The sequence below is a fragment of the Helicobacter pylori genome, from assembly GCF_006440215.1.
Lineage (GTDB): Bacteria > Campylobacterota > Campylobacteria > Campylobacterales > Helicobacteraceae > Helicobacter > Helicobacter pylori_CS.
On sequence record NZ_VEZH01000001.1, the window covers coordinates 1 to 24,897 of the forward strand.

At 39.7% G+C, this 24,897-nt stretch carries 27 protein-coding genes; 14 read left to right on the plus strand and 13 right to left on the minus strand.

Annotated elements, in window-relative coordinates; genetic code table 11:
* Positions 1-95 precede the first annotated feature (95 nt).
* The gene (locus FIM44_RS00005) at positions 96-875 is read right to left on the minus strand and encodes a hypothetical protein (protein WP_140578400.1); all 780 of its coding nucleotides are present in this window, start codon (positions 873-875) and stop codon (positions 96-98) included.
* 123 nt (positions 876-998) lie between these two features.
* Here FIM44_RS00005 and FIM44_RS00010 point away from each other — a divergent pair, with 123 nt between their 5' ends.
* The 13 genes from FIM44_RS00010 (at position 999) to FIM44_RS00070 (ending at position 11,089) form a co-directional block, all read left to right on the plus strand.
* Entirely contained in the window at positions 999-1,487 is a 489-nt protein-coding gene (locus FIM44_RS00010; RefSeq protein ID WP_194148660.1) for a peptidylprolyl isomerase, read from the plus strand.
* Positions 1,488-1,504: 17 nt separating this feature from the next.
* A complete protein-coding gene (locus FIM44_RS00015; RefSeq protein WP_140578402.1) occupies positions 1,505-1,735 on the plus strand; it encodes a carbon storage regulator in 231 nt (76 codons plus the stop codon).
* Positions 1,735-2,538 (plus strand): 4-(cytidine 5'-diphospho)-2-C-methyl-D-erythritol kinase, encoded by an 804-nt coding sequence (locus FIM44_RS00020; protein ID WP_194148661.1) that lies wholly within the window; start codon positions 1,735-1,737, stop codon positions 2,536-2,538. The genes FIM44_RS00015 and FIM44_RS00020 overlap by 1 nt, the downstream gene beginning before the upstream one ends.
* A complete protein-coding gene (smpB, locus tag FIM44_RS00025; protein ID WP_050852008.1) occupies positions 2,535-2,993 on the plus strand; it encodes an SsrA-binding protein in 459 nt (152 codons plus the stop codon). The genes FIM44_RS00020 and smpB overlap by 4 nt, the downstream gene beginning before the upstream one ends.
* A gap of 2 nt (positions 2,994-2,995) precedes the next feature.
* Positions 2,996-3,448 carry a TonB-system energizer ExbB gene (gene exbB, locus FIM44_RS00030; protein WP_000659259.1) on the plus strand — a complete coding sequence of 151 codons (453 nt, stop codon included), beginning with the start codon at positions 2,996-2,998 and terminating at the stop codon, positions 3,446-3,448.
* Positions 3,449-3,458: 10 nt separating this feature from the next.
* Positions 3,459-3,860, plus strand: coding sequence for an ExbD/TolR family protein (locus tag FIM44_RS00035; protein WP_024114310.1), 402 nt, complete (start codon positions 3,459-3,461; stop codon positions 3,858-3,860).
* A 71-nt stretch (positions 3,861-3,931) separates the two neighbouring features.
* A complete protein-coding gene (rpmH, locus tag FIM44_RS00040; RefSeq protein WP_001847286.1) occupies positions 3,932-4,066 on the plus strand; it encodes a 50S ribosomal protein L34 in 135 nt (44 codons plus the stop codon).
* A complete protein-coding gene (rnpA, locus tag FIM44_RS00045) occupies positions 4,026-4,511 on the plus strand; it encodes a ribonuclease P protein component (protein WP_140578406.1) in 486 nt (161 codons plus the stop codon). The genes rpmH and rnpA overlap by 41 nt, the downstream gene beginning before the upstream one ends.
* Positions 4,498-4,854, plus strand: coding sequence for a membrane protein insertion efficiency factor YidD (gene yidD / locus FIM44_RS00050; RefSeq protein WP_140578408.1), 357 nt, complete (start codon positions 4,498-4,500; stop codon positions 4,852-4,854). Before rnpA ends, yidD begins: the two co-directional genes overlap by 14 nt.
* A 5-nt stretch (positions 4,855-4,859) precedes the next feature.
* Positions 4,860-6,506 (plus strand): membrane protein insertase YidC, encoded by a 1,647-nt coding sequence (yidC, locus tag FIM44_RS00055; RefSeq protein ID WP_140578409.1) that lies wholly within the window; start codon positions 4,860-4,862, stop codon positions 6,504-6,506.
* Positions 6,506-7,300, plus strand: coding sequence for a Jag N-terminal domain-containing protein (locus FIM44_RS00060; RefSeq protein ID WP_140578411.1), 795 nt, complete (start codon positions 6,506-6,508; stop codon positions 7,298-7,300). The genes yidC and FIM44_RS00060 overlap by 1 nt, the downstream gene beginning before the upstream one ends.
* A complete protein-coding gene (gene mnmE, locus FIM44_RS00065) occupies positions 7,293-8,645 on the plus strand; it encodes a tRNA uridine-5-carboxymethylaminomethyl(34) synthesis GTPase MnmE (RefSeq protein WP_194148662.1) in 1,353 nt (450 codons plus the stop codon). Before FIM44_RS00060 ends, mnmE begins: the two co-directional genes overlap by 8 nt.
* Before the next feature lie 203 nt (positions 8,646-8,848).
* The gene (locus FIM44_RS00070) at positions 8,849-11,089 is read left to right on the plus strand and encodes an outer membrane beta-barrel protein (RefSeq protein WP_140578415.1); all 2,241 of its coding nucleotides are present in this window, start codon (positions 8,849-8,851) and stop codon (positions 11,087-11,089) included.
* A gap of 815 nt (positions 11,090-11,904) precedes the next feature.
* On the opposite strand, the gene FIM44_RS00075 is transcribed toward FIM44_RS00070, so the two are convergent.
* From FIM44_RS00075 to dnaE, 7 genes are all read right to left on the minus strand, one after another.
* Positions 11,905-12,816, minus strand: a complete 912-nt coding sequence (locus FIM44_RS00075) for an LPP20 family lipoprotein (RefSeq protein ID WP_140578417.1) — start codon at positions 12,814-12,816, stop codon at positions 11,905-11,907.
* A gap of 9 nt (positions 12,817-12,825) precedes the next feature.
* On the minus strand, positions 12,826-13,167 hold the full coding sequence (locus FIM44_RS00080; protein ID WP_140578418.1) for a hypothetical protein: 342 nt from the start codon (positions 13,165-13,167) through the stop codon (positions 12,826-12,828).
* A gap of 7 nt (positions 13,168-13,174) precedes the next feature.
* Positions 13,175-13,702 carry an LPP20 family lipoprotein gene (locus tag FIM44_RS00085; RefSeq protein WP_000795978.1) on the minus strand — a complete coding sequence of 176 codons (528 nt, stop codon included), beginning with the start codon at positions 13,700-13,702 and terminating at the stop codon, positions 13,175-13,177.
* A 23-nt stretch (positions 13,703-13,725) separates the two neighbouring features.
* Positions 13,726-14,358: a penicillin-binding protein activator LpoB gene (gene lpoB / locus FIM44_RS00090; RefSeq protein ID WP_000243392.1), complete on the minus strand. Its 633-nt coding sequence runs from the start codon at positions 14,356-14,358 to the stop codon at positions 13,726-13,728.
* Between the two features lie 359 nt (positions 14,359-14,717).
* Positions 14,718-15,032, minus strand: a complete 315-nt coding sequence (locus FIM44_RS00095) for a thioredoxin family protein (RefSeq protein ID WP_128034243.1) — start codon at positions 15,030-15,032, stop codon at positions 14,718-14,720.
* 55 nt (positions 15,033-15,087) lie between these two features.
* On the minus strand, positions 15,088-15,876 hold the full coding sequence (locus FIM44_RS00100) for a pseudouridine synthase (RefSeq protein WP_140578420.1): 789 nt from the start codon (positions 15,874-15,876) through the stop codon (positions 15,088-15,090).
* Positions 15,858-19,493, minus strand: coding sequence for a DNA polymerase III subunit alpha (gene dnaE, locus FIM44_RS00105; RefSeq protein ID WP_140578422.1), 3,636 nt, complete (start codon positions 19,491-19,493; stop codon positions 15,858-15,860). Before dnaE ends, FIM44_RS00100 begins: the two co-directional genes overlap by 19 nt.
* Positions 19,494-19,651: 158 nt before the next feature.
* Here dnaE and FIM44_RS00110 point away from each other — a divergent pair, with 158 nt between their 5' ends.
* Positions 19,652-20,704, plus strand: coding sequence for a cytochrome-c peroxidase (locus FIM44_RS00110; RefSeq protein ID WP_140578424.1), 1,053 nt, complete (start codon positions 19,652-19,654; stop codon positions 20,702-20,704).
* Between the two features lie 183 nt (positions 20,705-20,887).
* Here the strand turns inward: FIM44_RS00110 and FIM44_RS00115 are convergent, their stop codons facing one another.
* From FIM44_RS00115 to FIM44_RS00135, 5 genes are read right to left on the minus strand one after another with little or no spacing between them, the layout of a single operon-like run.
* A complete protein-coding gene (locus FIM44_RS00115; protein WP_001053512.1) occupies positions 20,888-21,475 on the minus strand; it encodes an META domain-containing protein in 588 nt (195 codons plus the stop codon).
* Between the two features lie 18 nt (positions 21,476-21,493).
* The gene (locus FIM44_RS00120) at positions 21,494-22,171 is read right to left on the minus strand and encodes a hypothetical protein (protein ID WP_140578426.1); all 678 of its coding nucleotides are present in this window, start codon (positions 22,169-22,171) and stop codon (positions 21,494-21,496) included.
* Positions 22,172-22,173: 2 nt separating this feature from the next.
* Positions 22,174-22,989 (minus strand): MlaD family protein, encoded by an 816-nt coding sequence (locus tag FIM44_RS00125; RefSeq protein ID WP_140578427.1) that lies wholly within the window; start codon positions 22,987-22,989, stop codon positions 22,174-22,176.
* On the minus strand, positions 22,974-23,759 hold the full coding sequence (locus FIM44_RS00130) for an ABC transporter ATP-binding protein (RefSeq protein ID WP_001271378.1): 786 nt from the start codon (positions 23,757-23,759) through the stop codon (positions 22,974-22,976). Before FIM44_RS00130 ends, FIM44_RS00125 begins: the two co-directional genes overlap by 16 nt.
* Complete coding sequence (locus tag FIM44_RS00135; protein WP_140578429.1) at positions 23,759-24,892, minus strand: ABC transporter permease; 1,134 nt, start codon at positions 24,890-24,892, stop codon at positions 23,759-23,761. Before FIM44_RS00135 ends, FIM44_RS00130 begins: the two co-directional genes overlap by 1 nt.
* Between the last annotated feature and the right edge of the window lie 5 nt (positions 24,893-24,897).

The following is a 24,897-nucleotide window of genomic DNA, read 5'->3' on the forward strand; positions in this document are numbered from 1 at the left end:
CAGCTATCCTTGTAAGGTATCAAGCGGCTTTTTAAAGCCCTTGCTGAAACAAGGAAATGAAAGTATAGTCATAGAAAGCTTAAGGTTTGCTTAAATTAGGGAATGTTTGGGAAAATATTTTGATTTTTTAGAGCGTTTAAAAATTGCACGATCTTTTCTTTAGGGATAATCACCAGACTTTCTTGGTTTTCTAAAGTGCTGCTAGCCATTCCCATAAACTCCCCCACTTCGCTAAAATAAGGCCTCCCTCCCCACAACACGCTCCCCTTTTTAAAAGAACTATCAAGCGAAAGAAACTTTTTAGATTTCAAAAGTTCAGCCACAGAAATGCCCGTTATCTGTATAGAAAAAGAATTCCCCTCATTTAACGCTGGGTAGTAGAGATCAGAATTGGGTGCTTTTTGATTGGTATAGGGATTTGAATGAAAAGTTTGAGCGTATTTGGCATAAATCCTTGCATGATAATAGCTCTCTTCTCTTTTATGGCAATAATCGTCTCTAAAATCGGCGGTTTTTAAAAGCGAAAGCCCTTGATTCCTATCCATCGCTTCAAGGCGCAAGCTGGCTATACAAATCAGCTCTTTAGCACTGCTGTCTTGCATTTTGGCTAAAATCGTTTTAGGGTATAAGCCGTTAGAATAAAGCGTTTCAGAAGAAGCGATATAACGCCCGTTTTTGAGCAAAGTCGCATAGCCTTCTTTATAAGTCCCATCGCTAAAATACACTTTCAATAACGCAACAGAATAAACCCATGCAGGGAGCGTTGGATCAAGGGGCGGATCGTCTCTAACGATTTGAATGTTATTAGCGTTCATCATGCATGAAAATAAAACGATGCAACAACCAACCGCTAATCTTTTATGCCAACACACCATTATCCAACTTACCGCTTAAATTTCAAAGGTATCCTACAGCACTATCGGCTAAAATACCATTTGTTTTAATTTGTTGCTATAATAGATCATTTGAATGACAAAAGCTTATCGCAAAGGTTTATGATGGATCCAATTAAAACTTATGAAATTAAAGAAGAAGAGCTTGCAAAAACCGCTTACGCCACAATCAAAACCAATAAAGGCAATATCGCTCTAGAGCTTTTTTACAAAGACGCGCCCCAAGCGGTGAGTAACTTTGTAGCTTTAGCTAAAGAGGGTTTTTATGATGGGCTTAATTTCCATCGTGTGATCGCCGGCTTTGTGGCTCAAGGAGGTTGCCCTTATGGCACAGGCACAGGCGGGCCAGGACACCGCATTAAATGCGAAGTGGCCCATAACCCCAACAAGCACAAAAGAGGCTCTATCTCTATGGCGCATGCCGGGAGAGACACGGGAGGGAGTCAGTTTTTCTTGTGTTTTGTGGATTTGCCCCATTTAGATGGCGAACACACCGTGTTTGGTAAAATCACCAACGCAGAAGGTCTTAATGTCTTGGATAAAATCAAGCAAGGCGATATTATAGAGAGCGTTGTGTTTAGCTCTTCTCTATAAGGAACAAGAGATTAGACATGCTCATACTCAGCCGCAAAGTTAATGAGGGGATTGTCATTGATGATAACATCCACATTAAAGTCATTTCTATAGATAGAGGGAGTGTGCGTTTAGGGTTTGAAGCACCTGAAAGCACCCTTATTTTGCGCACTGAACTCAAAGAGGCCATTGTGAACGAAAACCAAAAAGCTTCTGCATCCGTAGATGAAAGCTTGTTAGAGAACATCAAAAAGGTCATTAAGCCTTGATGCATGCTTTTGAAGTTTATCCTAAAGTCAATATTTTTTTAAAAATCCTCCACAAAGAAGGGGCTTACCATAAGCTCATTTCTCGCATGTGTTTGGTCAAAGATAAGCTAAAGGATATTATCAGCGTCAAAAGTGCGCTTTCCTTTTCACTAAAAGGGGATTTTGATTGCCCTTTAGAAGAAAACTCGCTCTTTAAAGCCCTCCAAATTTTAAAAAATTTTTTAAAATCAAAAAATTTCTCTCATTCTGTCATCAAATCCCTAGACACCCTAGCGATTGAAGTGGAAAAAAACATCCCCACTCAAGCCGGGTTAGGCGGTGGGAGCGCTGATGCTGGGGGGTTATTGTATCATCTAAATCACATTTTTGACTGGCGTTTGAGTTTAGAAGAGCTTTATAGCATGGGATCTTTAGTGGGCGCGGACACCAATTTTTTCATCTCGCAATACAAAAGCGCCAACGCTACTTCTTATGGCGAAGTCGTTGAAAATTTTGAAGAAGAGCCTTTAGAAAACCGCCTAGAAATCTATGCGCCAAATCATGTTTTTTGCAGCACCAAAGCCGTTTATCAAGCTTATAAACCTGAAACTTGTTTTTCTCAAGCTAAAGAATGGCTTAAAAAGCCGAGTTTGGAATGCCTAAAAACTTGCGACAGAAACGGATTAAACGATCTTTTAAAACCAGCCCTACTCACTAACCAAGCTTTAAGAAGTATAGAAAGCGAATTAGGCAAGGAGTGGTTTTTTAGCGGGAGCGGGAGCGCGTTTTTTAGGCTAAAGCCTATGCAAAAAGGGGGCGAATGAAACTCATTGCCAGCAATAAAAAAGCCTATTTTGACTATGAAATTTTGGAAACTTTAGAAGCAGGATTAGCACTTTTAGGCTCTGAAGTGAAGGCTTTGAGGCAAACTAGAGTGAATTTAAAAGATAATTTTGTTAAAATAATCAAAGGAGAAGCTTTTTTATTTGGTGTTCATATATCATATTTAGATACAATCCATGCGTATTACAAGCCCAATGAAAGGCGAGAGCGTAAGTTGCTTTTACACAAAAAGCAATTATTGAAATGGCAAATTGAAGCGTCTAAAGAACGCTTGAGTATCGTAGGATTGAAATTGTATTTTAACCAAAGAAATAAAGCTAAAATCCAAATTGCTTTAGTGAAAGGAAAAAAATTGCACGATAAAAGACAAAGTCTCAAAGAAAAAGTGCTTAATAAAGAAATTCTTGCTGATTTAAAACACCACTTTAAAGGATAATAATGAAAGAAATAGTAGATTATGGGATTATAGGGTTTTTGATCTTTTTATCAGTCATCGTTATAGCGATCGCAATAGAAAGGTTGTGGTTTTTTGCCACTCTTCGTGTAGATGACTACACAGACAGGCGTAAATTGGAATTAGCCTTACACAAACGACTGACTTTAGTGGCCACGATTGGCTCAAACGCCCCTTATATCGGTCTTTTAGGAACGGTTATGGGGATCATGCTCACTTTTATGGATTTAGGCTCCGCTTCTGGCATTGACACTAAAGCGATCATGACTAATTTGGCCCTTGCTTTAAAAGCGACTGGCATGGGGCTATTGGTAGCGATCCCTGCGATTGTGATTTATAACTTGCTCGTGAGAAAAAGCGAGATTTTAGTCACTAAATGGGATATTTTCCACCACCCAGTTGACACGCAATCCCATGAGATTTATAACAAAGCCTAAGGATTAAGCGGTGAAAAAAGTAGAATCCATGAATGTGGTGCCTTTTATTGACATCATGCTTGTGTTGTTGGTGATCGTGCTTACAACGGCGTCTTTTGTGCAAACTTCAAAGCTCCCTATTAGCATTCCCCAAGTGGATAAAGACAGCACTGATTCTAAAGATGTGTTGGACAAAAAACAAGTTACGATCGCCATTTCCAATAAAGGCTCTTTCTATTTAGACGATAAAGAAATCAGCTTTGAAAATTTAAAACACAAGGTTTCCACTTTGGCTAAAGACACCCCTATTGTCTTGCAAGGTGATAAGAAAAGCAATTTGGATAACTTTATCAAAGTAGTGGATTTGTTGCAAACGAACAATTTAAAGCAGCTTTACATTCTTGTTGAAGATAAAAAGAATCAAAAAAATTAGTTTTAGTCAATTTTTAGCATTCTTTAGCTAAAATCTGTACTTATGTTTAATTTTTATCAAGGGAGTTTTAAATGAAACGCACTTACCAACCACACAACACACCAAGAAAGCGAACCCATGGCTTTCTTGTGAGGATGAAAACCAAAAACGGGCGCAAGGTGATTAATGCCAGACGAGCTAAGGGCAGAAAAAAGCTTTCCGTCTAAACCCTATGACTCTTTAAAAAACAAGAGCGAGTTTGATAGGGTTTATCAAAAGGGCTTCAAAAAACATAACCCTTTTTTTTCGCTCTTTGTTTTGGATTTATCAAAAGAGCCACCAAAAGAAAAAGAGGACTTTAAAGATCCGCTCTCTTGTAGGCTTAAAGACAAAAAAGCACTTTATTTATTAGGTTTAAGCGTGTCCAAAAAAGTCGGCAACGCCGTGAAACGAAACCTTATCAAACGCCGTTTTCGTTCGCTCACCTTAAAGCATGCTACGCTTTGTCAAGGGCTTGCTTTGGTATTTGTGCCTAGAAGCGATTGTTACTATTTAGATTTTTGGGCTTTAGAAAAACATTTTTTAGAAATGCTAACTTCCATTAAAAACTATATGAACAAAGCCTTAAAAGACTTGAAAAAAGGAATGACTCATACCTATGCGAAACAATAAAACGCCTTTTTTGAGCACGATTTTTACGGCATCAATTAGGGGTTACCAACGCTTTTTTTCGGCTTTCACCTTTTCAAGCTGCCGGTTTTACCCCACTTGCTCCAACTACGCTCTGTGGTTGCTCTGTTTTGAAAACCCTTTGAGCGCTATGGGTAAAATCGCTATAAGGATACTCTCATGCAACCCTTTTTGCTCTGGGGGCATTGCTTACCCTACTACTCGCTTGAAACGCCCAAGCCTGATTCAATCTCATAAAGATTTTAACCGCAATTTTAAAACCATCACTTTTTGGCTCGTTCCTACTGCAAAAAGCCGCACAACTTACTACATCATTAAGGTTTAATCACAATGGATAGAAACAACAATAATAATCTCCGCTTGATTTTAGCGATCGCTCTGTCTTTCTTGTTTATCGCTCTTTATAGCTATTTTTTCCAAAAACCAAACAAAACAACAACCCAAACCACAAAGCAAGAAACAACCAACAACCATACAGCAACAAGTCCTAACGCGCCCAACGCCCAAAATTTTAGTGTTACCCAAACAATCCCCCAAGAGAATTTGCTAAGCGCCATTTCTTTTGAGCATGCCAGAATTGAAATTGATTCTTTAGGGCGTATCAAACAGGTTTATCTCAAGGATAAAAAATATCTAACCCCCAAACAAAAGGGCTTTTTAGAGCATGTGGGCCATCTTTTTAACCCCAAAGCTAACCCGCAAACCCCCCTAAAAGAACTCCCCCTTTTAGCAGCCGATAAACTCAAGCCTTTAGAAGTGCGTTTTTTAGACCCCACGCTCAACAACAAAGCGTTCAACACCCCTTATAGCACTTCAAAAACCACTCTTGGACCTAATGAACAGCTCGTTTTAACCCAAGATTTAGGCGCTCTTACTATCATTAAAACCCTGACTTTCTATGATGATTTGCATTATGATTTAAAAATCGCATTCAAATCGCCCAATAACCTTATCCCTAGCTATGTGATCACCAATGGTTACAGGCCGGTGGCTGATTTGGACAGCTACACCTTTTCAGGCGTGCTTTTAGAAAACAACGACAAAAAAATTGAAAAAATTGAGGATAAAGACGCTAAAGAAATCAAACGCTTTTCTAACACCCTCTTTTTATCCAGCGTGGATAGGTATTTCACCACCTTGCTTTTCACTAAAGATCCTCAAGGTTTTGAAGCCTTAATCGATTCAGAAATCGGCACTAAAAACCCCTTAGGCTTCATTTCCCTTAAAAATGAAGCGGATTTGCATGGCTATATTGGCCCTAAAGATTACCGCTCTTTGAAAGCGATTTCACCCATGCTCACTGATGTGATAGAGTATGGCTTGATCACTTTCTTTGCGAAAGGCGTGTTTGTTTTACTGGATTATTTGTATCAATTTGTGGGCAATTGGGGTTGGGCTATCATTCTTTTAACGATTATCGTGCGCCTAATCCTCTACCCCTTAAGCTATAAAGGCATGGTGAGCATGCAAAAGCTCAAAGAAATAGCCCCTAAAATGAAAGAACTCCAAGAAAAATACAAGGGCGAACCCCAAAAGTTGCAAGCCCACATGATGCAACTTTACAAAAAACATGGGGCCAACCCGCTAGGGGGTTGTCTGCCCTTAATCTTACAAATCCCGGTGTTTTTTGCGATCTATAGAGTGCTTTATAACGCGGTGGAATTGAAAAGCTCAGAGTGGATCTTATGGATTCATGATTTATCCATCATGGATCCGTATTTTATTTTACCGCTTCTTATGGGAGCGTCTATGTATTGGCACCAAAGCGTTACGCCAAACACCATGACCGATCCCATGCAAGCGAAGATTTTTAAACTCTTACCCCTATTATTCACGATCTTTTTAATCACTTTCCCTGCAGGGTTAGTCTTGTATTGGACCACGAACAACATCCTTTCGGTGTTGCAACAACTCATCATTAATAAAGTTTTAGAGAATAAAAAACGCATGCATGCGCAAAACAAAAAGGAAAGTTGATGCAAAATTTTATTGAAATCAAAGCCAAAACCTTAGAAGAAGCCCTCATTCAAGCTTCTATCGCCTTGAATTGCCCCATTATTAATTTGCAATACGAAGTCATTCAAACACCCTCTAAAGGGTTTTTAAGCATTGGTAAAAAAGAAGCCATTATCTTAGCTGGCGTTAAAGAAAGCGTTAAAGAGATTAAAGACGAGAGCGTTAAAGAAACCAACACGAAAGAAATCCATCAAAGTGCAGAAGAAAAAAAACAAAACTCAGAAACAAAAACACCGCAAGAAGAAATCATTACCCCTAAACCCCCTAAAAAAAACCTTAAAGAAGAATCTCATAATGGAGACAAACTCCATGAGATCAAACAAGAATTGAAAGACTTGTTCTCCCATTTGCCTTATAAAATCAACAAAGTGGAAGTGAGTCTTTATGAACCGGGGGTTTTATTGATTGATATTGATGGCGAAGACTCCGCTCTTTTAATTGGCGAGAAAGGTTATCGTTACAAAGCCCTTTCTTACTTGCTTTTTAACTGGATCCACCCTGCTTATGGCTATAATATCCGCTTAGAAATCTCCACTTTTTTACAAAACCAAGAAAAGGTTATGGAAGCGCAACTCCAAAGCACGATCATGACCGTTCATGAAGTGGGTAAGGGGCAGATGAAAGCCCCTGATGGCGTTTTAACCTATATCGCTTTAAAGAAATTACGGAAAGCGTTCCCTAACAAATATGTTTCCATCAAAACCAACTTAAACGATGAAAAATACATCGTCATCAACGACTTTAACAATGAATGACACCATCGCCGCTATCGCTACCCCTTTAGGCAAGGGAGCGATTAGCATCATTAAAATCAGCGGCCATAACGCCCTAAACATCCTCAAACAACTCACCCAAAAACAAGACTTCACCCCCAGATACGCTTATGTGCGCGATATTTTTTCTAATGGTGTTTTATTAGACAAAGCGTTAGTGATTTATTTCAAAGCCCCCTATAGTTTCACCGGCGAAGATGTGTGCGAAATCCAATGCCATGGAAACCCCCTTTTAGCGCAAAATATCTTACAAGCTTGTTTGAATTTAGGGGCTAGGCTTGCTAAAGCGGGGGAATTTAGTAAAAAAGCCTTTTTAAACCATAAAATGGATTTGAGCGAGATTGAAGCGAGCGTTCAGCTCATCCTTTGTGAAGATGAAAGCGTTTTAAACGCTTTAGCCAGGCAGCTTAAGGGCGAGTTAAAAATTTTTATTGAAGAGGCCAGGAACGATCTTTTAAAGCTTTTAGCCAGCTCAGAAGTTTTGATTGACTATAGCGAAGAAGACATTCCTAGCGATTTTTTAAATGGAGTGTCTCAAAATTTAGAAAAACAAATCGCCTCTTTTAAAGACTTACTGGATTTTTCTAACATGCAAAAACAAAAAAACAAAGGGCATGCCTTAAGCATTGTTGGCAAACCCAATGCTGGCAAAAGCTCTTTATTAAACGCCATGCTTTTAGAAGAAAGGGCTTTAGTGAGCGATATTAAAGGCACAACAAGAGACACCATAGAAGAAGTCATTGAATTGCAAGGGCATAAGGTGCGCTTAATTGATACGGCCGGCATTAGAGAGAGTGCGGATAAAATAGAACGATTAGGGATTGAAAAAAGCCTTAAAAGTTTAGAAAATTGCGACATCGTTTTAAGCGTGTTTGATCTTTCTAAACCCCTAGAAAAAGAAGATTTTACTATCATTGACGCCCTTAATCGTGCTAAAAAGCCTTGCATTGTTGTTTTGAATAAAAACGATCTAGCCCCCAAATTAGAGCTTGAAATCTTAAAATCCCATCTTAAAATCCCTTATGCTTTACTAGAGACCAACACCCTAAATTCCAAGGCTTGTTTGAAAGATTTGAGCCAAAAAATCAGTGAGTTTTTCCCCAAACTAGACACTCAAAACAAGCTCTTACTCACTTCCCTAGCCCAAACAACCGCCCTAGAAAACACCATTATTGAATTGCAAAACGCTAAAAGCCATTTAGACACTTTGGAGCTTTTTTCTTATCATATTTTAAGCGCGATAGAAAACTTGAACTTGCTCACCCGCCCTTATGAAACCAGCCAAATGCTTGATAGCATGTTCAGTGAATTTTGCTTAGGCAAATGAAACCGCTTAAAGCATGGATTAAAAACCCCTTTTTAGTGCTACTTTTTAAGACTTTTTACCCATTAGTGCCGTTTAATACCCATATTTACAAAAAACCATACTGCCATTTTTCAAAAAGGGGTAAAATGAGCTAGTTTAAAATATATACATACTATCAACTGCTTTTGAGTAAAAATGTTAAAAAAGACAATTAAGGAGATTTCATGCTAAAACTCGCTAGCAAAACGATTTGTTTGTCCCTAATCGGATCATTCACCGCTGTAGAAGCCTTTCAAAAACACCAAAAAGATGGCTTTTTTATAGAAGCCGGGTTTGAAACCGGGCTATTGCAAGGCACACAAACCCAAGAACAAACCATAGCCACCACTCAAGAAAAACCCAAACCCAAACCAAAACCCAAACCAAAACCCATTACCCCTCAAAGCACCTATGGGAAATACTACATCTCCCAAAGCACCATTTTAAAGAATGCGACTGAGTTATTTGCACAGGACAATATCACCAACTTAACCTTTTATTCTTTAACCCCTGTGTATGTAACCGCTTACAACCAAGAAAGCGCTGAGGAAGCGGGCTATGGCAATAACAGCTTGATTATGATACAAAACTTCTTGCCTTATAATTTAAACAATATTGAGCTTAGCTATACAGACGATCAAGGCAATGTAGTCAGTTTGGGCGTGATAGAAACTATCCCTAAACAATCTCAAATCATTCTGCCCGCAAGCTTGTTTAACGATCCGCAACTTAACGCTGATGGCTTCCAACAACTCCAAACCACCACCACACGATTTTCTGATGCCAGCACGCAGAATCTGTTTGATAAGCTCAGTAAGGTTACAACCAATCTTCAAATGACCTATATCAATTACAACCAATTTTCTAGCGGTAACGGCAGTGGTTCTAAACCCCCATGCCCTCCATACGAAAATCAAGAAAATTGCGTGGCTAAAGTGCCGGCTTTCACCTCTCAAGACGCTAAAAATTTGACCAATTTAATGCTGAACATGATGGCGGTGTTTGATTCTAAATCTTGGGAAGATGCCGTTAAAAACGCTCCTTTCCAGTTTAGCGATAACAACCTGTCAGCGCCATGTTATTCTGATTACCTCACTTGCGTGAATCCTTACAACGATGGGCTTGTGGATCCTAAATTGATCGCTAAAAATGCTGGAGATGAATACAATATAGAAAATGGGCAAACAGGCTCAGTGATATTAACGCCACAAGATGTCATCTATAGCTATAGAGTCGCTAATAATATTTATGTGAATCTCTTGCCCACAAGAGGAGGGGATTTAGGGTTAGGGTCTCAATATGGTGGCCCGAATGGCCCAGGCGATGATGGCGTCAATTATGGCGCTTTAGGGATATTGTCTCCTTTCTTAGATCCTGAAATACTGTTTGGCAAAGATTTGAATAAAGTCGCCATCATGCAATTAAGAGACATTATCCATGAATATGGGCATACTTTAGGCTATACGCATAATGGGAACATGACTTATCAGAGGGTGCGCATGTGTGAAGAAGGCAGTGGGCCAGAAGAGCGCTGTAAGGGCGGGAAAATAGAGCAAGTGGATGGGAAAGAAGTGCAAGTGTTTGACAACGGGCACGAAGTGCGAGATACCGATGGCTCTACCTATGATGTGTGTTCTCGTTTTAAAGATAAGCCCTATACAGCGGGCAGCTATCCTAACTCTATCTATACTGATTGCTCTCAAGTCCCCGCTGGGGTTATAGGCGTTACCAGCGCGGTTTGGCAGCAACTCATTGATCAAAACGCCCTACCGGTGGATTACACTAATTTGAGCAGCCAAACCAACTATTTAAACGCTAGTTTGAACACGCAAGATTTTGCGACCACTATGCTTAGCGCGATCAGTCAAAGCCTTTCATCTACTAGATCTAGCGCCACTACCTATCGCACTTCAAAAACCTCACGGCCCTTTGGAGCCCCCCTATTAGGCGTTAATCTTAAAATGGGCTATCAAAAATATTTTAACGATTATCTAGGGCTGTCTTCTTATGGCATCATCAAATACAACTACGCTCAAGCCAATAACGAAAAGATCCAACAATTAAGCTATGGCGTGGGAATGGATGTGTTGTTTGATTTTATCACCAATTACACCAACGAAAAGAACCCTAAAAACATTCTAACCAAGAAAGTTTTCACTTCCTCTCTTGGGGTGTTTGGGGGGTTAAGAGGCTTATACAACAGCTATTATTTGTTGAACCAATACAAAGGGAGCGGTAATTTAAATGTGACCGGTGGGTTGAATTACCGCTACAAGCATTCTAAATATTCTGTGGGCATTAGCGTTCCTTTAGTCCAGTTGAAATCTAGGGTCGTTTCTAGCGATGGCGCAACCACCAATTCTATCACCCTCAATGAAGGGGGCAGCCATTTTAAAGTGTTTTTTAATTATGGGTGGGTGTTTTAGGGGTTAAAATTCTTTAACTTTGGCTCTAAAAACGCTCTTTTTAGGCTCTCTTGTAAGCGGTTTCAGTTCTGTTTTGCGCGTGAGCGTTATGGATCGCTGTTTTTGTTCTCGTATCGCTTGCGTGACTTCTTTAAGCTCGTTGAAGCTTTTTTTGTCTTATTATTTTGTCTCATGTTTTTGCTCTCCTTTCGTATTCAAACGCCCCTTTTTAGGCGTTTGTTTGGTTTAAAATTGCGTTAGCTTTTAAAAAAGTTTGTAGTTTGTGGGACAAAAAGACAGACCCTAGCTTAGAGGGATTTGAAAGCCCAAAGTCACTTGGTTTTTTCAAACAATCTCGCTTGTATAGGCTCGTGAAGCGCCCAAACGCTAAAGCGATTGGGCTTCCTAAGCTGATGTTGGGGGAGAGTTTGGTTCTCACTCTGTGTCCCTAATCATAGGGATTTTACAGAGTTTGATCTCCAACGCATTCCCTACAGGTCTCACACATCATATCTATAAAGGCGTAACTTTGTGCACTTCCTACGCTAGATACAAATGTATGGGGGCATTATACTACAAAGATGTTTGGGATTTCTGCTTGGGTGGTTTTAAAAAGATTTTAGTTTTTTGTTAATTTTAGTTTTTAGCAGGTGTGGTTTTAAGTGAGTTTGTGGAATAAAGAGTGTTGAATAATGTTTTAGTTTATTTGGCGAGAACAAAAGCCACAAACCTTTAGAGGGTTTATTTTAATGGGTGCGAAAACGCCACGCTAAACAAAATAATGACGGTTACAAAACTGAATGAATAAAAAAGTGCAAGCAAGATTAATATCCTGCTTATAGCCCCGTATTGCCCTGTCCTTCTTTATTGGCATAATCTTTCAATTCTTTATAAAGCAAAGATTGCAAGCGCGTGATAGCAAAATTCTTATTCTTTTCATCCACTTCAAGGCTTCTATTCAATACGGGCGTGCCTTGACAATCGCTCGCGCTAACAACCACTCTAATGCGTGTGGTGCCATTAGCACTGTCTGTGAAAACTTCATTTTTGATTTGATAGAGTTTTTCTTCATCGCTAGGGGTTAGCACTCTGGCATAAGCACTTTTGAGAGCGTTTTTAATCTCCGCATCGCTGTTGTTATCAAAAGTGATTTGCACTTTAGGTTTGAAAGCGTTTTGATAATAGATTTTTTCATAATTTTCTAACGAACCCACCGGGACAGAATACGCTTTTAAAATCCTTTCTATAGGCATCGCTTTAGCCAATAAATCCCCCATGCTCTTGGATTGCTGTAAAAAAACCCCTTTGCAAACCTTAGGCATTAAGGTGGAAAACTGCCCATAAAGAGCGTTATACTTATCCCTTAAACCCTGCAAAAACAAGTTTTGATTAATCCTTACTCTGGTGTAGTAGATCCCTTTTTGCGCTTCTTGATTGACAATTTCTACATTGTTCAATTCCAAGTCATCGGTTTTTAAGTTGATCGTTTGTGAATCGCTGGATTTTAACTTATTATCCACACGACTTTTTTGAATGTGGATTTGGGAATTAACCACCACGCTAATAGACGCCACTAAATCCGCTAACGCTTTTTGCTTAGAAGCCTCTTTAGAAGTGGCTGAACCACTCCCATAAAGATAGCCTTTTTGGGTGTTTGTTTTGTTGTAGGTCTTGCTATACCACTTAGGCTCTGCGCTTAAATTGGCACCCACAAAAGCCATAAGGCATGCAAGAATAATCTTTTTCATTATTAATCCTTACTCATTCGTTAAAGCGACATGCTTCTTAGTGATTCTTAGAAGCACATAAACTTTATCCGTATCAATAAAAGTGGCCTTTAGCTCACTAGCCTTAATCTCTATTTTATCCCCCTTGAAAGCTTCCATCACTTTCTCTAAGGCGTTTTGTCTGGCTGAGGACAAGCTATAATCCATATCTGAAAGCAATATATCGCTCATCCCACACACTAAAATTTTTTCATCTTTGGTTTGGGTCTTTTCAATTTGCACTTCTTTTGAGCAATCTCTTGCCCACTTAGGCAAGGACTTCCCCCACGCCACTCCCAACACCAAAGCAAGCGCGATAGCAAGGCGTTTCATTAAAACCCTACTTTTTAACCATGCCTAACTCTTCGCGTACTTTATCCACAATTTGCTTATCCAAGCCCACTAAAACAAAAACCCTGTCTTTACCGACATAGCGGGCAAGCATTTTAGAAGCGATCAATTCCTTATCCACTAATTGGGAAATTTTTTCAGTATCAGTGCCGCTTATGGACCTTTTACCAGAAGCGTCTACCGTTCTAGTTTTTTCATTTTCCAAATCTTTTTGTAAAGTGGATTTTAAATTCGCTGCTAAATTAGCCCTAGCTTTCGCTGTAGCCTGGTTAGTAGAATAATCCACATCGTTATTAGTGATCAAATCTTCAGCCCTTCCTAAAAAGACCCCTGAATATTTTTCATACTTCGCCACTTTTTCTAAATCCCCTACAACCCAATCAGGAGCACCTTTAGTCGCTTCTTTGTATGCCTTATTGCTTTTACTGATACCTGATTTTGGGGCATGGCTACAACCTACGATCACCATCGCTGCTACCACACTCATTCCTAAAATTTTTTTAACTTGATTTTTCATCGCTCATCCTTTCAAATATAAATTTAAAACATACGCTTATTGCTAGCGTTCTTCACAATAGGCTTAACATCGCTCCATACCTCTTCACCCGTTTTCCTATTGGTAAGGCTTAAGGTGAAGTCATAGTCTAATCGTTGCCTAGAACTACTAATAGAGGCTGCGATACTAGATACTTTACCACTTAAAGATAAATCAGCGGCTTTTAAAGTGCCTTTTTCTACAGTGGTGTCTTGATTATACTCTTCGCTCTCTCGTTCTTTTTCGCGCTGTTTCACCATTCTGCTATCCGCTGCAATGCCACTCCCTCCACTCGCCCTTGTGATATTGAACCTCCCATTAGATCGCAACCGCAACTGCCGCGCGATTTCAGTCGTCAAAAGATTCATGTCCAAATTGGGTTGCGTGGTGTCGTTAATCACATCTGAAACTTCAATCAAATGCTTGCCCTTGAGTTGCTCAAAATTAGGGTCGCTAAACATGGAATCTAACATCGCGTTAGCGGTTAGCAATAAATCCGTGCTGTTAATACTTGCAGTCGTATTTTTAGTGGCATCATTCACATTTTGATAAGTTGCCATTTCGCTTGAGCAACCCACCCACAATAAAGCACTCAAAATCACCGAGCTTATAATTTTTAATTTTGTTTTCAATACCATAGTGATAGAAACTCCCTATTCAAAATTTAAAACAGATACTTCCGTTCCTAATTTTAAACTTCTAATATAAACACACAGTGTTTTTGCGGATTTTAGCATTTTATGTGTCTTTTTTTTCACATTTTACAAGTTCTAGCCCTACAAATTTCACACTGCGAGCATTAATACCACAAATTCGCTCATTTTTAGCTTAATTAAAGAAACTTTTTTAACAAACATGCTTATTTAAAAACGATAAAAAACGATTTTTTGAGATAAAGAAAGATAAAAACTATTTGAAGTTAGCCCCCTTATAGAAAAAAAGGGGCTAAAAAAGATTCCTATGGGTTCTTTTTAACAACAAGGCTCTTTAACGCCCTTTATAAAAGCGTTTTAATCGCGTCTTCAATCGGCTTTGAAGATCCGGGCTCTACAAGCCTTTCACCCACTTCTTTGGCGTTTTTGTAAAAAATCAAAGTGGGGATCTTGCGAATGCCTAAGCTCTCTTTTAGATCCTGGCTCTCATCAAAAGAAACCTTAAAAAATTCCACCTTGCCTTTGTAAGTTTTGGCTAAATTTTCCATAATCGGCTCAATCTTTCTGCAATCTGGACACCAGCTCGCCCCAACATTAACCACTACCGCTTGATGAGCGATTTTCTCTGCGTAATTCTTCCCGTTAATAATTTCTGACATGATAATCCTTATTTTTTTATTTCCCCCAACTCCAAAGTATAGCATAACTCGTAAGCTAATCCCCTTTAACATTAGCCGCATTAGCCATGAACGCATGCAACTCATTGTATTCTTGGCGGTTTAGAAAACGCATTTTCCCTACCGGCAAGGCATTCAAATTCACAAAACCATAACGAACACGCCTTAAATCCAACACTCCAGCGTTAAAAAATGCAAAAAAGCGCCTCAATTCTCTGTTTTTCCCCTCATTGATAATGACTCTAAGTTTAGAGTATTTGGCATGGTTTTTGATGATTTCATAACCAATAAAGGGGGCAAATTCCATGCTTTTAATGGAGGTTTTTTGGTGCGCTCCCTTAGTAGCGTTTTCTAATTTCAAGCCCTCTTGCATCGCATTTTCCATCTCTCTTGTAACAAAGCCTTGAATTTTAACAAGATACTCTTTTTCTAAATTCGCATGCATTAAAGCGCTCACCACTGCCTTACTGTCGCTCAACAATAACACCCCTTCACTCGCAAAATCCAAACGCCCCACAGGCGCAAAATGGGCGTATTTTTTCTCCAAGCTTTCATAAATCACGCGCCGTTTTAAGGGATCGTTTTTGCTCACTAACTCGCCCTTTGGCTTGTGATAAACCAGAACGCTGAATTTTTTGTTTTTTAAAGGTTTGATGAGTCGTTTGTCTAAAAACACCTTGTCGTTTTCTTTAACCACGCTAGCGAGTTTGGCATGCTCGTGGTTGATTTTCACCCGCCCCTCTAAAACCAATTTTTCGGCTTCTCTTCTGGAGTGCTTGGTGTAATGGGCTAAAAACTGGTTGATCCTCAAGCTAAATCCCTCCACTCTAACCCTTTAAAATCGTCCTTGATCTTTTCATTTACCATTAGATCGCTTTGGATTTTGAATTGCTTATCCTTATCTTTGATGATCAAATACAAGGGGCGTTTGCCCTGGTGTTTTAGAGCGCTCTCTTTGATTTGTCTTAAAAACTCTTTTTTCACATCGTTTTCTAACACGATCGCTAAAGAGCAAGAGCTGGAAGCGAGTATTTCCATGGGGGGGATTTCGCGCACCTCTTCTTTTTGCTTTTCAGGGTCTTTATAGCGGGCTTTAGGGATTTTAACCTCCCTAGCGCTCTCTAAATCCAAGATTTCAAAAAGCCTTAATCGCGCCACTTCTTCTTGCTCTTCAATCTTGCATTTAAACACTAGAGGCTTATTAATATCCAACTCTTCTAAGGCGTTTAATTGCTTTTCAAAAAGCATGAGTTCAAACTTGCCGTATCGATCCAAAATGTCCGCTGTGCCATAAGGCTTACCGCTTCGTTTGCCAATTTTCTTTTTGACTTCCATGATTTTACCCAGCAAATAAGCTTGCGATCCAATTTCTAACTCTTCAATATCAATGCTTTTGACTAAATTTTTAAAGCCCTTAATTTCTTCTTTAAACTCGTCTAAGGGATTGCCTGAAACATGGATTCCTAAAGTCTCGTATTCGCATTCTAAAAGCGTTTTAGCGTCATGTTCGCCCAAATCAATCATGTCCAAAACAACCTGCTCTTTAATTCCGTCTTCCATGGCTCCAAAAAGGGAGTTACCCCCTTGCATCATTTCATTAGCCTTGTCTTTAGCGCGCCCCGCATCACAGATTAAATCCAAGTTAGCGAGCATGGTTTTTCGGGTGTAGCCTAAATTATCCAAGCTCCCTGATTTCACTAATGGCTCTAAAGATTTTTTAGTGAGTTTAGAAAAATCCACCCGTGAAATAAAATCTTCCAAACTCTTATAATCCCCTTTAGCCCTTTCTTCAATGATGTTTTTAATCGGCTCACCCCCAACCCCTTTAACCGCTCCTAAACCAAACACGATTTTCTTTTCCAACTCGCCCTTTTGATTTTTAAACTCCGCCACGCTGAAATCTTGCATAGAAGAATTGATGTGTGGGGGCATCACTTCAATTTCTAAAGCCCTGACCTCATCAATATAGCGTGCCACGGATTCAATCTTATTGGATTCGCTAGTGAGCATCGCTGCCATGAACTCATGCTTGTAATAAGTCTTTAAATACGCCGTTTGGAAAGTGATCATCGCATAAGCGGCTGAATGCGATTTGTTGAAACCATAACCAGCAAATTTAACGATCAAATCCCACAAATTAGCCGCTTTTTGGCCATCATGCCCTAAATTTTTAGCGCCTTCTACGAATTTAGCCTTATTGTCCGCCATGATTTGAGCGTCTTTTTTCCCCATAGCGCGGCGGATGAGATCCGCTTCACCCAAACTAAAACCGCCAATAGTTTGCACGATTTGCATCACTTGCTCTTGATAGACGATCGTGCCGTAAGTGGGCTTTAAAATCGGCTCTAATTCTTTAAACGCATAAGCGATAGGCTCAATGCCATGCTTTCTGTTCACAAAATCATCTACCATGCCTGATTCCATGGGCCCCGGTCTGCCTAGCGCGATAATGGCGATAATGTCTTCAAAGCTTGAAGGCCTCAAGCGTTTGTTAAGCCCTTGAAACATCCCGGATTCAATCTGGAATATCCCCACCGTATCCCCGCTTTGGATCGTTTTATACACTTTCGGATCGTCCATATCCAACGATAAAAAATCCACGCTAATTTTATGCTGCGTTTTAATGATTTTAAGCGCATCATCAATCACGGTCAAGGTTTTAAGCCCCAAAAAGTCAAACTTAATCAAATCCACCGGCTCTAAATACTTCATGGAATATTGCGTAACGATACCGCCGGTTTTTTCAGAGGCAAATAAAGGGGTTTTGTGCCACAACTCTTTTTGGCTATCCACCACTAAGGCTGCGGCATGCACGCCTGCGTTGCGATTCAAATTCTCTAAATTGAGCGAATACTCCCACACTTGTTTGGCTAATTCATTACTCTCTACTAATTCTTTGATTTTAGGCTCCAATTCCCACGCCCCCTCTATGAACTCGCCATTTTTTTCATAGCCCTTAAGCGTGATGCCTAAGCGGTTGGGTATGAGTTTGGCAAAATCATCGGCTTCTTTATAAGGCATGTCCAAAACCCTTGCGACATCTCTGATCACGCCTTTAGCCAACATCTTATTAAAGGTGATGACTTGAGCCACATTGTATTTGCCGTATTTTTCAATCATGTATTCTATGATTTCCTTACGCCGGCGCTGGCAAAAATCCGTATCAATATCAGGCATGCTGACTCTTTCAGGGTTTAAAAACCTTTCAAAGAGCAAATCGTATTTCAAGGGGTCAATATCCGTGATCTTTAAAGCAAAAGCCACCAGACTCCCAGCCGCACTCCCCCTACCAGGCCCTACAGGAATGCCCATTTCTTTAGCGTAACGGATAAAATCCCACACAATCAGCATATACCCCGGGAATTTCATGTTCGTAATGACTTCAATTTCTTTTTCTAATCGTTCTTTGTATTGATCATGTTTTTCTTTTGGCACTAAAACTAAGCGCTCTTTCAAGCCCTCTCTGGCCTTATAAGCAAAATAAGAAGCGTCATCTTCAAAATTCAGTCCCTCATTTTGGGCATAAGCTTTAGTGAATTTGAAGCTTGGAGGGGTTGGGGGGTTCTTTTTATCGTCTTTTAAATCAATCTCTAAAACGCATTTATCAGCGATTTCTTGGGTGTTTTCTAAAGCTTCTGGAATATCTGCAAAGAGCTTTGCCATTTCTTCAGGGGACTTGATGTAAAACTCATGCACGGAGTGTTTCAAACGCCCCTTATCGTTTAGGGTTTTACCCATCGCTACGCACATCGCTACTTCTTGAGCTTTGGCGTCATTAGGCATGGTGTAGTGGGTGTCGTTGGTAGCAATGATTTTTAACCCTGTTTCTAAAGACATTTTAATGACTTGCTCATCAATGAATCGCTGATCTAAAATGCCATGGCGCATGATTTCCAAATAAAAGTCGTCTTCAAAAATCTCTTGGTATTCGCAAGCGATTTTTTTGGCTTCATCATAGCCTTTAGCCCCATACTTGCGGTTTCTCTCATTATTAGTATTCAAATGGTAATTGACTTCCCCTTGCAAGCATGCGCTAGAAGCGATAATGCCTTTAGAATGCTCCCTTAGAAGTTTTTTATTGATGCGCGGGAAATAATAAAACCCTTCTAAATACGCCATAGAGCTTAAGAACATCAAATTTTCATAGCCCTCTTGGTTTTTAGCGAACAGGCACAAATGGAAGCGTTGTTTGGTTTCTTTGCTAGAAAGGTTGTCATCATTATGGATATACGCTTCCATGCCGATGATAGGCTTAATGCCTTCTTTTTTCATGCTCGTATAAAAATCAATCGCTCCAAACATGTTCCCATGATCGGTTACGCTCACGCTTTTCATGCCCAATTCTTTAATGCGTTTGGCTAGAATTTTAATCTTGTTCGCTCCGTCCAAAAGCGAATATTCTGTGTGCAAGTGCAAATGCGTGAAGGCTTTATTCTCTTTCATTGTATAACCCCTATTTGGATTTAATGCCATTATACCTATCGCTCTTTAAAAAACTCTTTATCGGTTCATTTAGTGGTAAATTATTTTAAAATGGTGGTTATAATAAGAAAGTTTTTATTATTTTTAATGCTATTTTAATGCTATTTTAGGAGTTCATCATGAAAAAATCCATTTTGTTGGGCGTTTGCTTGGCTTTTTCTTGCGTTCACGCCTTGAACGATTTAGAATTGATCAAAAAAGCGAGGGAAAGCCAATTAGAGCCTATGCCTATGGGCAAAGCACTCAAAGAATACCAGATCAAAAAAACCAGAGATGTGGGTATTGGCACCAAAAACAGCGAGATCATGACCTCCGCTCAAGTGGAATTAGGCAAAATGCTCTATTTTGACCCTAGGATTTCCACTTCCTATCTCGTGTCTTGCAACACATGCCATAATCTGGGCTTAGGCGGGGTGGATTTAGTCCCAAGCGCTATAGGTTCTCAATGGAAGAAAAACCCCCACCTTTTAAGCTCCCCAACGGTGTATAACTCTGTGTTTAACGATGTGCAGTTTTGGGACGGGAGGGTTACGCATTTGAACGAACAGGCGCAAGGGCCCATCCAGTCTTCTTTTGAAATGGGGGCTGATCCAAAAGTGGTGGTAGAAAAAATCAATTCCATGCCAGGCTATGTCAAACTCTTTAGAAAAGCTTATGGCTCTAAAGTCAAAATTGATTTTAAATTGATCGCAGATAGTATCGCTATGTTTGAAGCCACGCTTATCACCCCAAGCCGTTATGATGATTTTTTAAGAGGCAATCCTAAAGCGCTCAGTAAGGCCGAAAAAGAAGGGCTGGATTTATTCATTTCTAAAGGCTGTGTGGCTTGCCATAACGGCATTAATCTTGGGGGAACGATGCAGCCTTTTGGGGTGGTCAAACCTTATAAATTCGCTAATGTGGGCGATTTCAAAGGCGATAAAAACGGGCTTGTGAAAGTGCCTACTTTAAGGAATATCACCGAAACGATGCCTTATTTCCATAACGGGCAATTTTGGGATATTAAGGATGCGATTAAAGAAATGGGCTCTATCCAGTTAGGCATTGAAATCAGCGATGAAGAAGCGAAAAAAATTGAAACCTTCTTTGAAGCCTTAAAGGGTAAAAAACCTAAAATACTCTATCCAGAACTCCCTGTAATAACAGACAAAACCCCTAAACCCTCTTTTTGATTTTAAAAAAAGCCCTTTTAGGGGGCTTTTGGCGCTTAAATCTAAAAATATTCAAAGCGTCTTTTACGATCAACAATAAAAAAGCCATCAAAAAGCAAGCGATCATCTCTTAAAAAGCGCTTAAAAATTTCTTTTTAATCCCTAATTTAGCGGTTTTAGATTGTTTTGAAATCAAAAACCCATTCAAGGCGTTTTCAAATAAATTTTCATTTTTTGGTTGTCTAAAATGAGCGTGTCCTTGCCCTTAGTTACCGTAAAATTACCCTTAAAATTCTCCATAAATTCCAATTCAAACGCCATTAAATGCTCATCTTTACACACTTTTCTTGAAATCCCGCTATCTTCAATTCCAATGTGCCTATCGCCCTGCCATACATAGCTGGCAAAATACCGGTTGCAATAACCTTTGCCATAAATACGATTTTCTTTTTGGTCAAACACAAACTCTCCCATAGAGCTTTTAGGCTTTGGCTTCTTTTTAAAAAGCTCATACCAGTGTTTTCTTTTTTCTTTTTGCTCCTGCTCTTTGGCTTCAAGTGCTGCTTTATCTTCAGGTAAAGCGGTATTTAGAGAGGAATCTTGCTCTTCTTCATGCTCTCTAAAAGCGCTATCAGCGAGCATGGTTTCAATGTCATACACTTGATGGTTCATTTCTACTTTTTGGATATGCCAATCATTGCTAGAAAGTTTTTTATCAAACATCTTTAAAAAAAAACACCCAGAAAAGACACAAGCCGTTAAAACGCTTGCTCCAGCCAATCGTAAATTCAAACAATTCCTCCTTATGTTTTATTTTTTTAACGGGCTTACGCTTTGCGCTTCAACCGCTTTTTTAATCAAAGAAATCGCTTCTTGCATCGCTTGTTCGCTTACATGTTGGAGAGATTGTATCGCACTTTCTTGAAAATCTTGATTGCCATTTTTAGTCGTTTTGGTCGTTTTATTTTCCAAACTAGAAATATTTTCATGCTTAATGATCACTCCAGAATGCGAATCGCCTTTCACGCTAATATCATAGCCTAGCGCGAATTCCGCTCTATAGGTAGAATTTTCTTTTTCTAAAAGAGAAAACGATAAAATCGTAAAACGGACCGCATAAGTTGGCGCGCCCGCGCCATAAGGGGGCAAAGCCACGCCTAAGCATGCTTTTTGCGCTTCTTGCATGAACATGGTTTTTAACATGTTGCGAGGCAAGTCTATCCATTTTTGGTGCTTCCCATGCGTGATCTGCCCGTCTTTGGCTTTAAACACGATCTCTTTAGTGTTGAATAAATCCGCGCTCAAAATACTAATGAGTCTCACTTCGATCAAAGGTTTAGGGCATTGCATGATTTCAAAAGAACTCGCATTCAAATCATAAGTTCTGATCTCTGGTAGCATTTGTTTTAAATTGATACTCAAGCAACCCTGAAGCAATAGGGCTAATGCTGATGAGAGTGAAAAGATTTTTACCGCCGCAGCTCTCATGATTATTTCCTTTCTCCAAAAATCGTTTTATAGGGGTTAGCATCAAATTTGTCTATCAAAGCAGAGCCTTTTTCCACAAAATTATCAATGTTTCTCAAGCTCAACTGCGCTTGCATGATTAAGGGAGTGAACATCGCTTTAAAGTCGTATTGCCCCTGTTTGATGCGTTTATCCACATCTAAAACCACATTATTGACATTAGAAACAAGATTGTTAGCGTTGCCAATCAAGGAATCAAATTGAGTCTTTCTTGAATCCAAGTTAGCGATGAGATCATCTACTGAAGCGAGAATGTGCTTGAATTTTTCCACATTTTCATCGTCTAAAATCCTATTCACATTCCTAATCGCTTTCATCACTTCTTGCACCACTTGATTAGCATCACCACTCAAGCGATCCATAAGCCCTTCTTTAAAGATTAAAATCCGCTCCCCTTTATCGCCGCTACCATAAAATTCTTCATTGTGGCTTTGCTCTAAGGCTAAAAATTTTAACCCCATAAACCCTCTAGAAGAAACCGCCACTTTGGAATCTTTACGGATCTTAACGCTGGATTTGATCATCAAATCCAAACGGACCACCCCCACTCTATCCTTTGCAAAACCCACCTTAATGACATTCCCCACTTGAATCCCTTTGTAATTTATGGGCGAGTTGGTCGCAATGCCTCCCAAGTCTTTGTCCGTATAGACCACATATTCATAATACTTTCCGTCATCTAATCCCAAATGGCCTAGCCATAAAATAAAGCCTACCATGCACACTAAGCATAAAAAGAAGAGCCCGCCGATTAAAGTGTAATTCACATGCCTTTCCAAAATTTCTCTCCTCGTGTTGAATTGAATAAATTGCCTTCATCTAGCCCTTGAGTTTGAGCTTTTTTAATAAAATCTTTTAAATCCCCATTAAACTCCAATAGCCCGTCTTTGAGCATGATGAATCGATCCACGCAATCATGCACGGAGTCTAAATCATGCGTAATCATCACCACCGTAAGCTGTAAGCTCTCTTTGAGCGTCATAATCAATTCATCAAATTTGCCCGCGCTATAAGGATCTAGCCCGCTTGTTGGCTCATCTAAAAATAAGATCTCCGGATTAGTCGCCATGGCCCTTGCTATACCCACGCGCTTTTTCATCCCCCCACTCAATTCATAGGGGTAAAGGTGGTAAGCCCTAGGGGGCAAACCCACTTTTTCAATCCACATTTTAGAAATTTCTTCAACAATTTTTTTAGAATAAGCGCCGTATTGCTCTAGCATGACACCCACATTTTCTAAAACCGTTAAAGAGCTATACAACGCCCCAAACTGGAAGCAAATGCCGCAGCGGTTAAAAATCTTTTGCTGCTCTCTTTCTTTGAGTTTCCATATATCTTCCCCAAAAAGCAACACTTCCCCCTTTGTAGGGCGATTGAGTAAGATCATGCACCTTAAAAGCGTGCTTTTACCGCTCCCTGAACCCCCTAAAATCGCCATCACTTCGCCCTTATGCACGCTAAAACTCACGCCCCTATGAATAATGGTGCTCCCAAAAGCACTATGGAGATCTTTGACTTCAATTAAGACTTGATTGTTAGCAGCGCTCATCATATATTCAACTTAGAAAAGATAATGGAAAAAACAGCGTCTAAGAAAATGATCCAAAACAAAGCGTTCACGACGCTAATGGTGGTCAAGCGCCCAATGCTCTCAGTATCCCCCTTGACTTCAAACCCGCGCATGCACCCTACCATCGCAATCGCAAACCCCCAAAAAGGGGCTTTGACAATCCCTACCAAAAAATGATTCCAACCCACTGTGTCATGCAGTCTGTCTATATAACTCGGGAAGCCCAAATCCAATTGGTATTTAATCGCAAACATGCCCCCAAGAATGGCGAACGCATCAGCAATAAACACCAATAAAGGCAAAACAATCACTAAGGCTAACACCCTAGGCAACACTAAAAATTCAAAAGGGTTAAAGCCCATGGTTTTCATCGCGTCTAATTCTTCAGTGATCTTCATCACCCCAATTTGCGCGGTAAAACTGCTCGCGCTCCTCCCGGCAACCACAAGGGTTAAAATAAAGGGACCGATCTCTCTTAAAGCAAGTTTAGCCGTCATTTCCACCGACATTAAAGGTGCGCCCAGGTCTTGTAATTGTAAAGCCCCTTGTAAAGCAACGGCAAACCCCACGATAAACACCGTTAAAATACTCACTGGCAAAACCTTAAACCCGGATTCATTGATATGATAGAGCAAAGGAGTGATGCAAAAGCGTTTGGGGTTGAAAACGCTTTTAATGAAGTAAAATAAAATCATGCCGCAAAAATTGAATGCGTTTAAGAAGGTGTTATAAGTCTCTACGATACTCTTACCTAATTTAGTGATCATGAGTTCGTATTTTTTGCCCGCTTTTTTAGATTCTAAATCGTCTTCTTTTTCAAGCCAGTCTTTAACCACTTTCAAAGCGCATGCGTTATTCTCGCTCACGTTACCCAATTCAATGTTTAAAGAACGCTCCTTGACTAAATCAAATAAAAACATGCCAAAAACAAAATCTATTTTTTGGCACCCTGAAAAATCCATTTTTAAAGGCCCTTGATGATCTAATAATTTTTTTTTCAACTCATCTAAACGAAACACGCTCGTTTTAAAATCCCAATCTCCTCTTAAAATCAGCACAGAGTTCGCCCCATCTTTACGCATCTCTAAAAATTTTTGTTTCTCTGTCTTCATTAAAA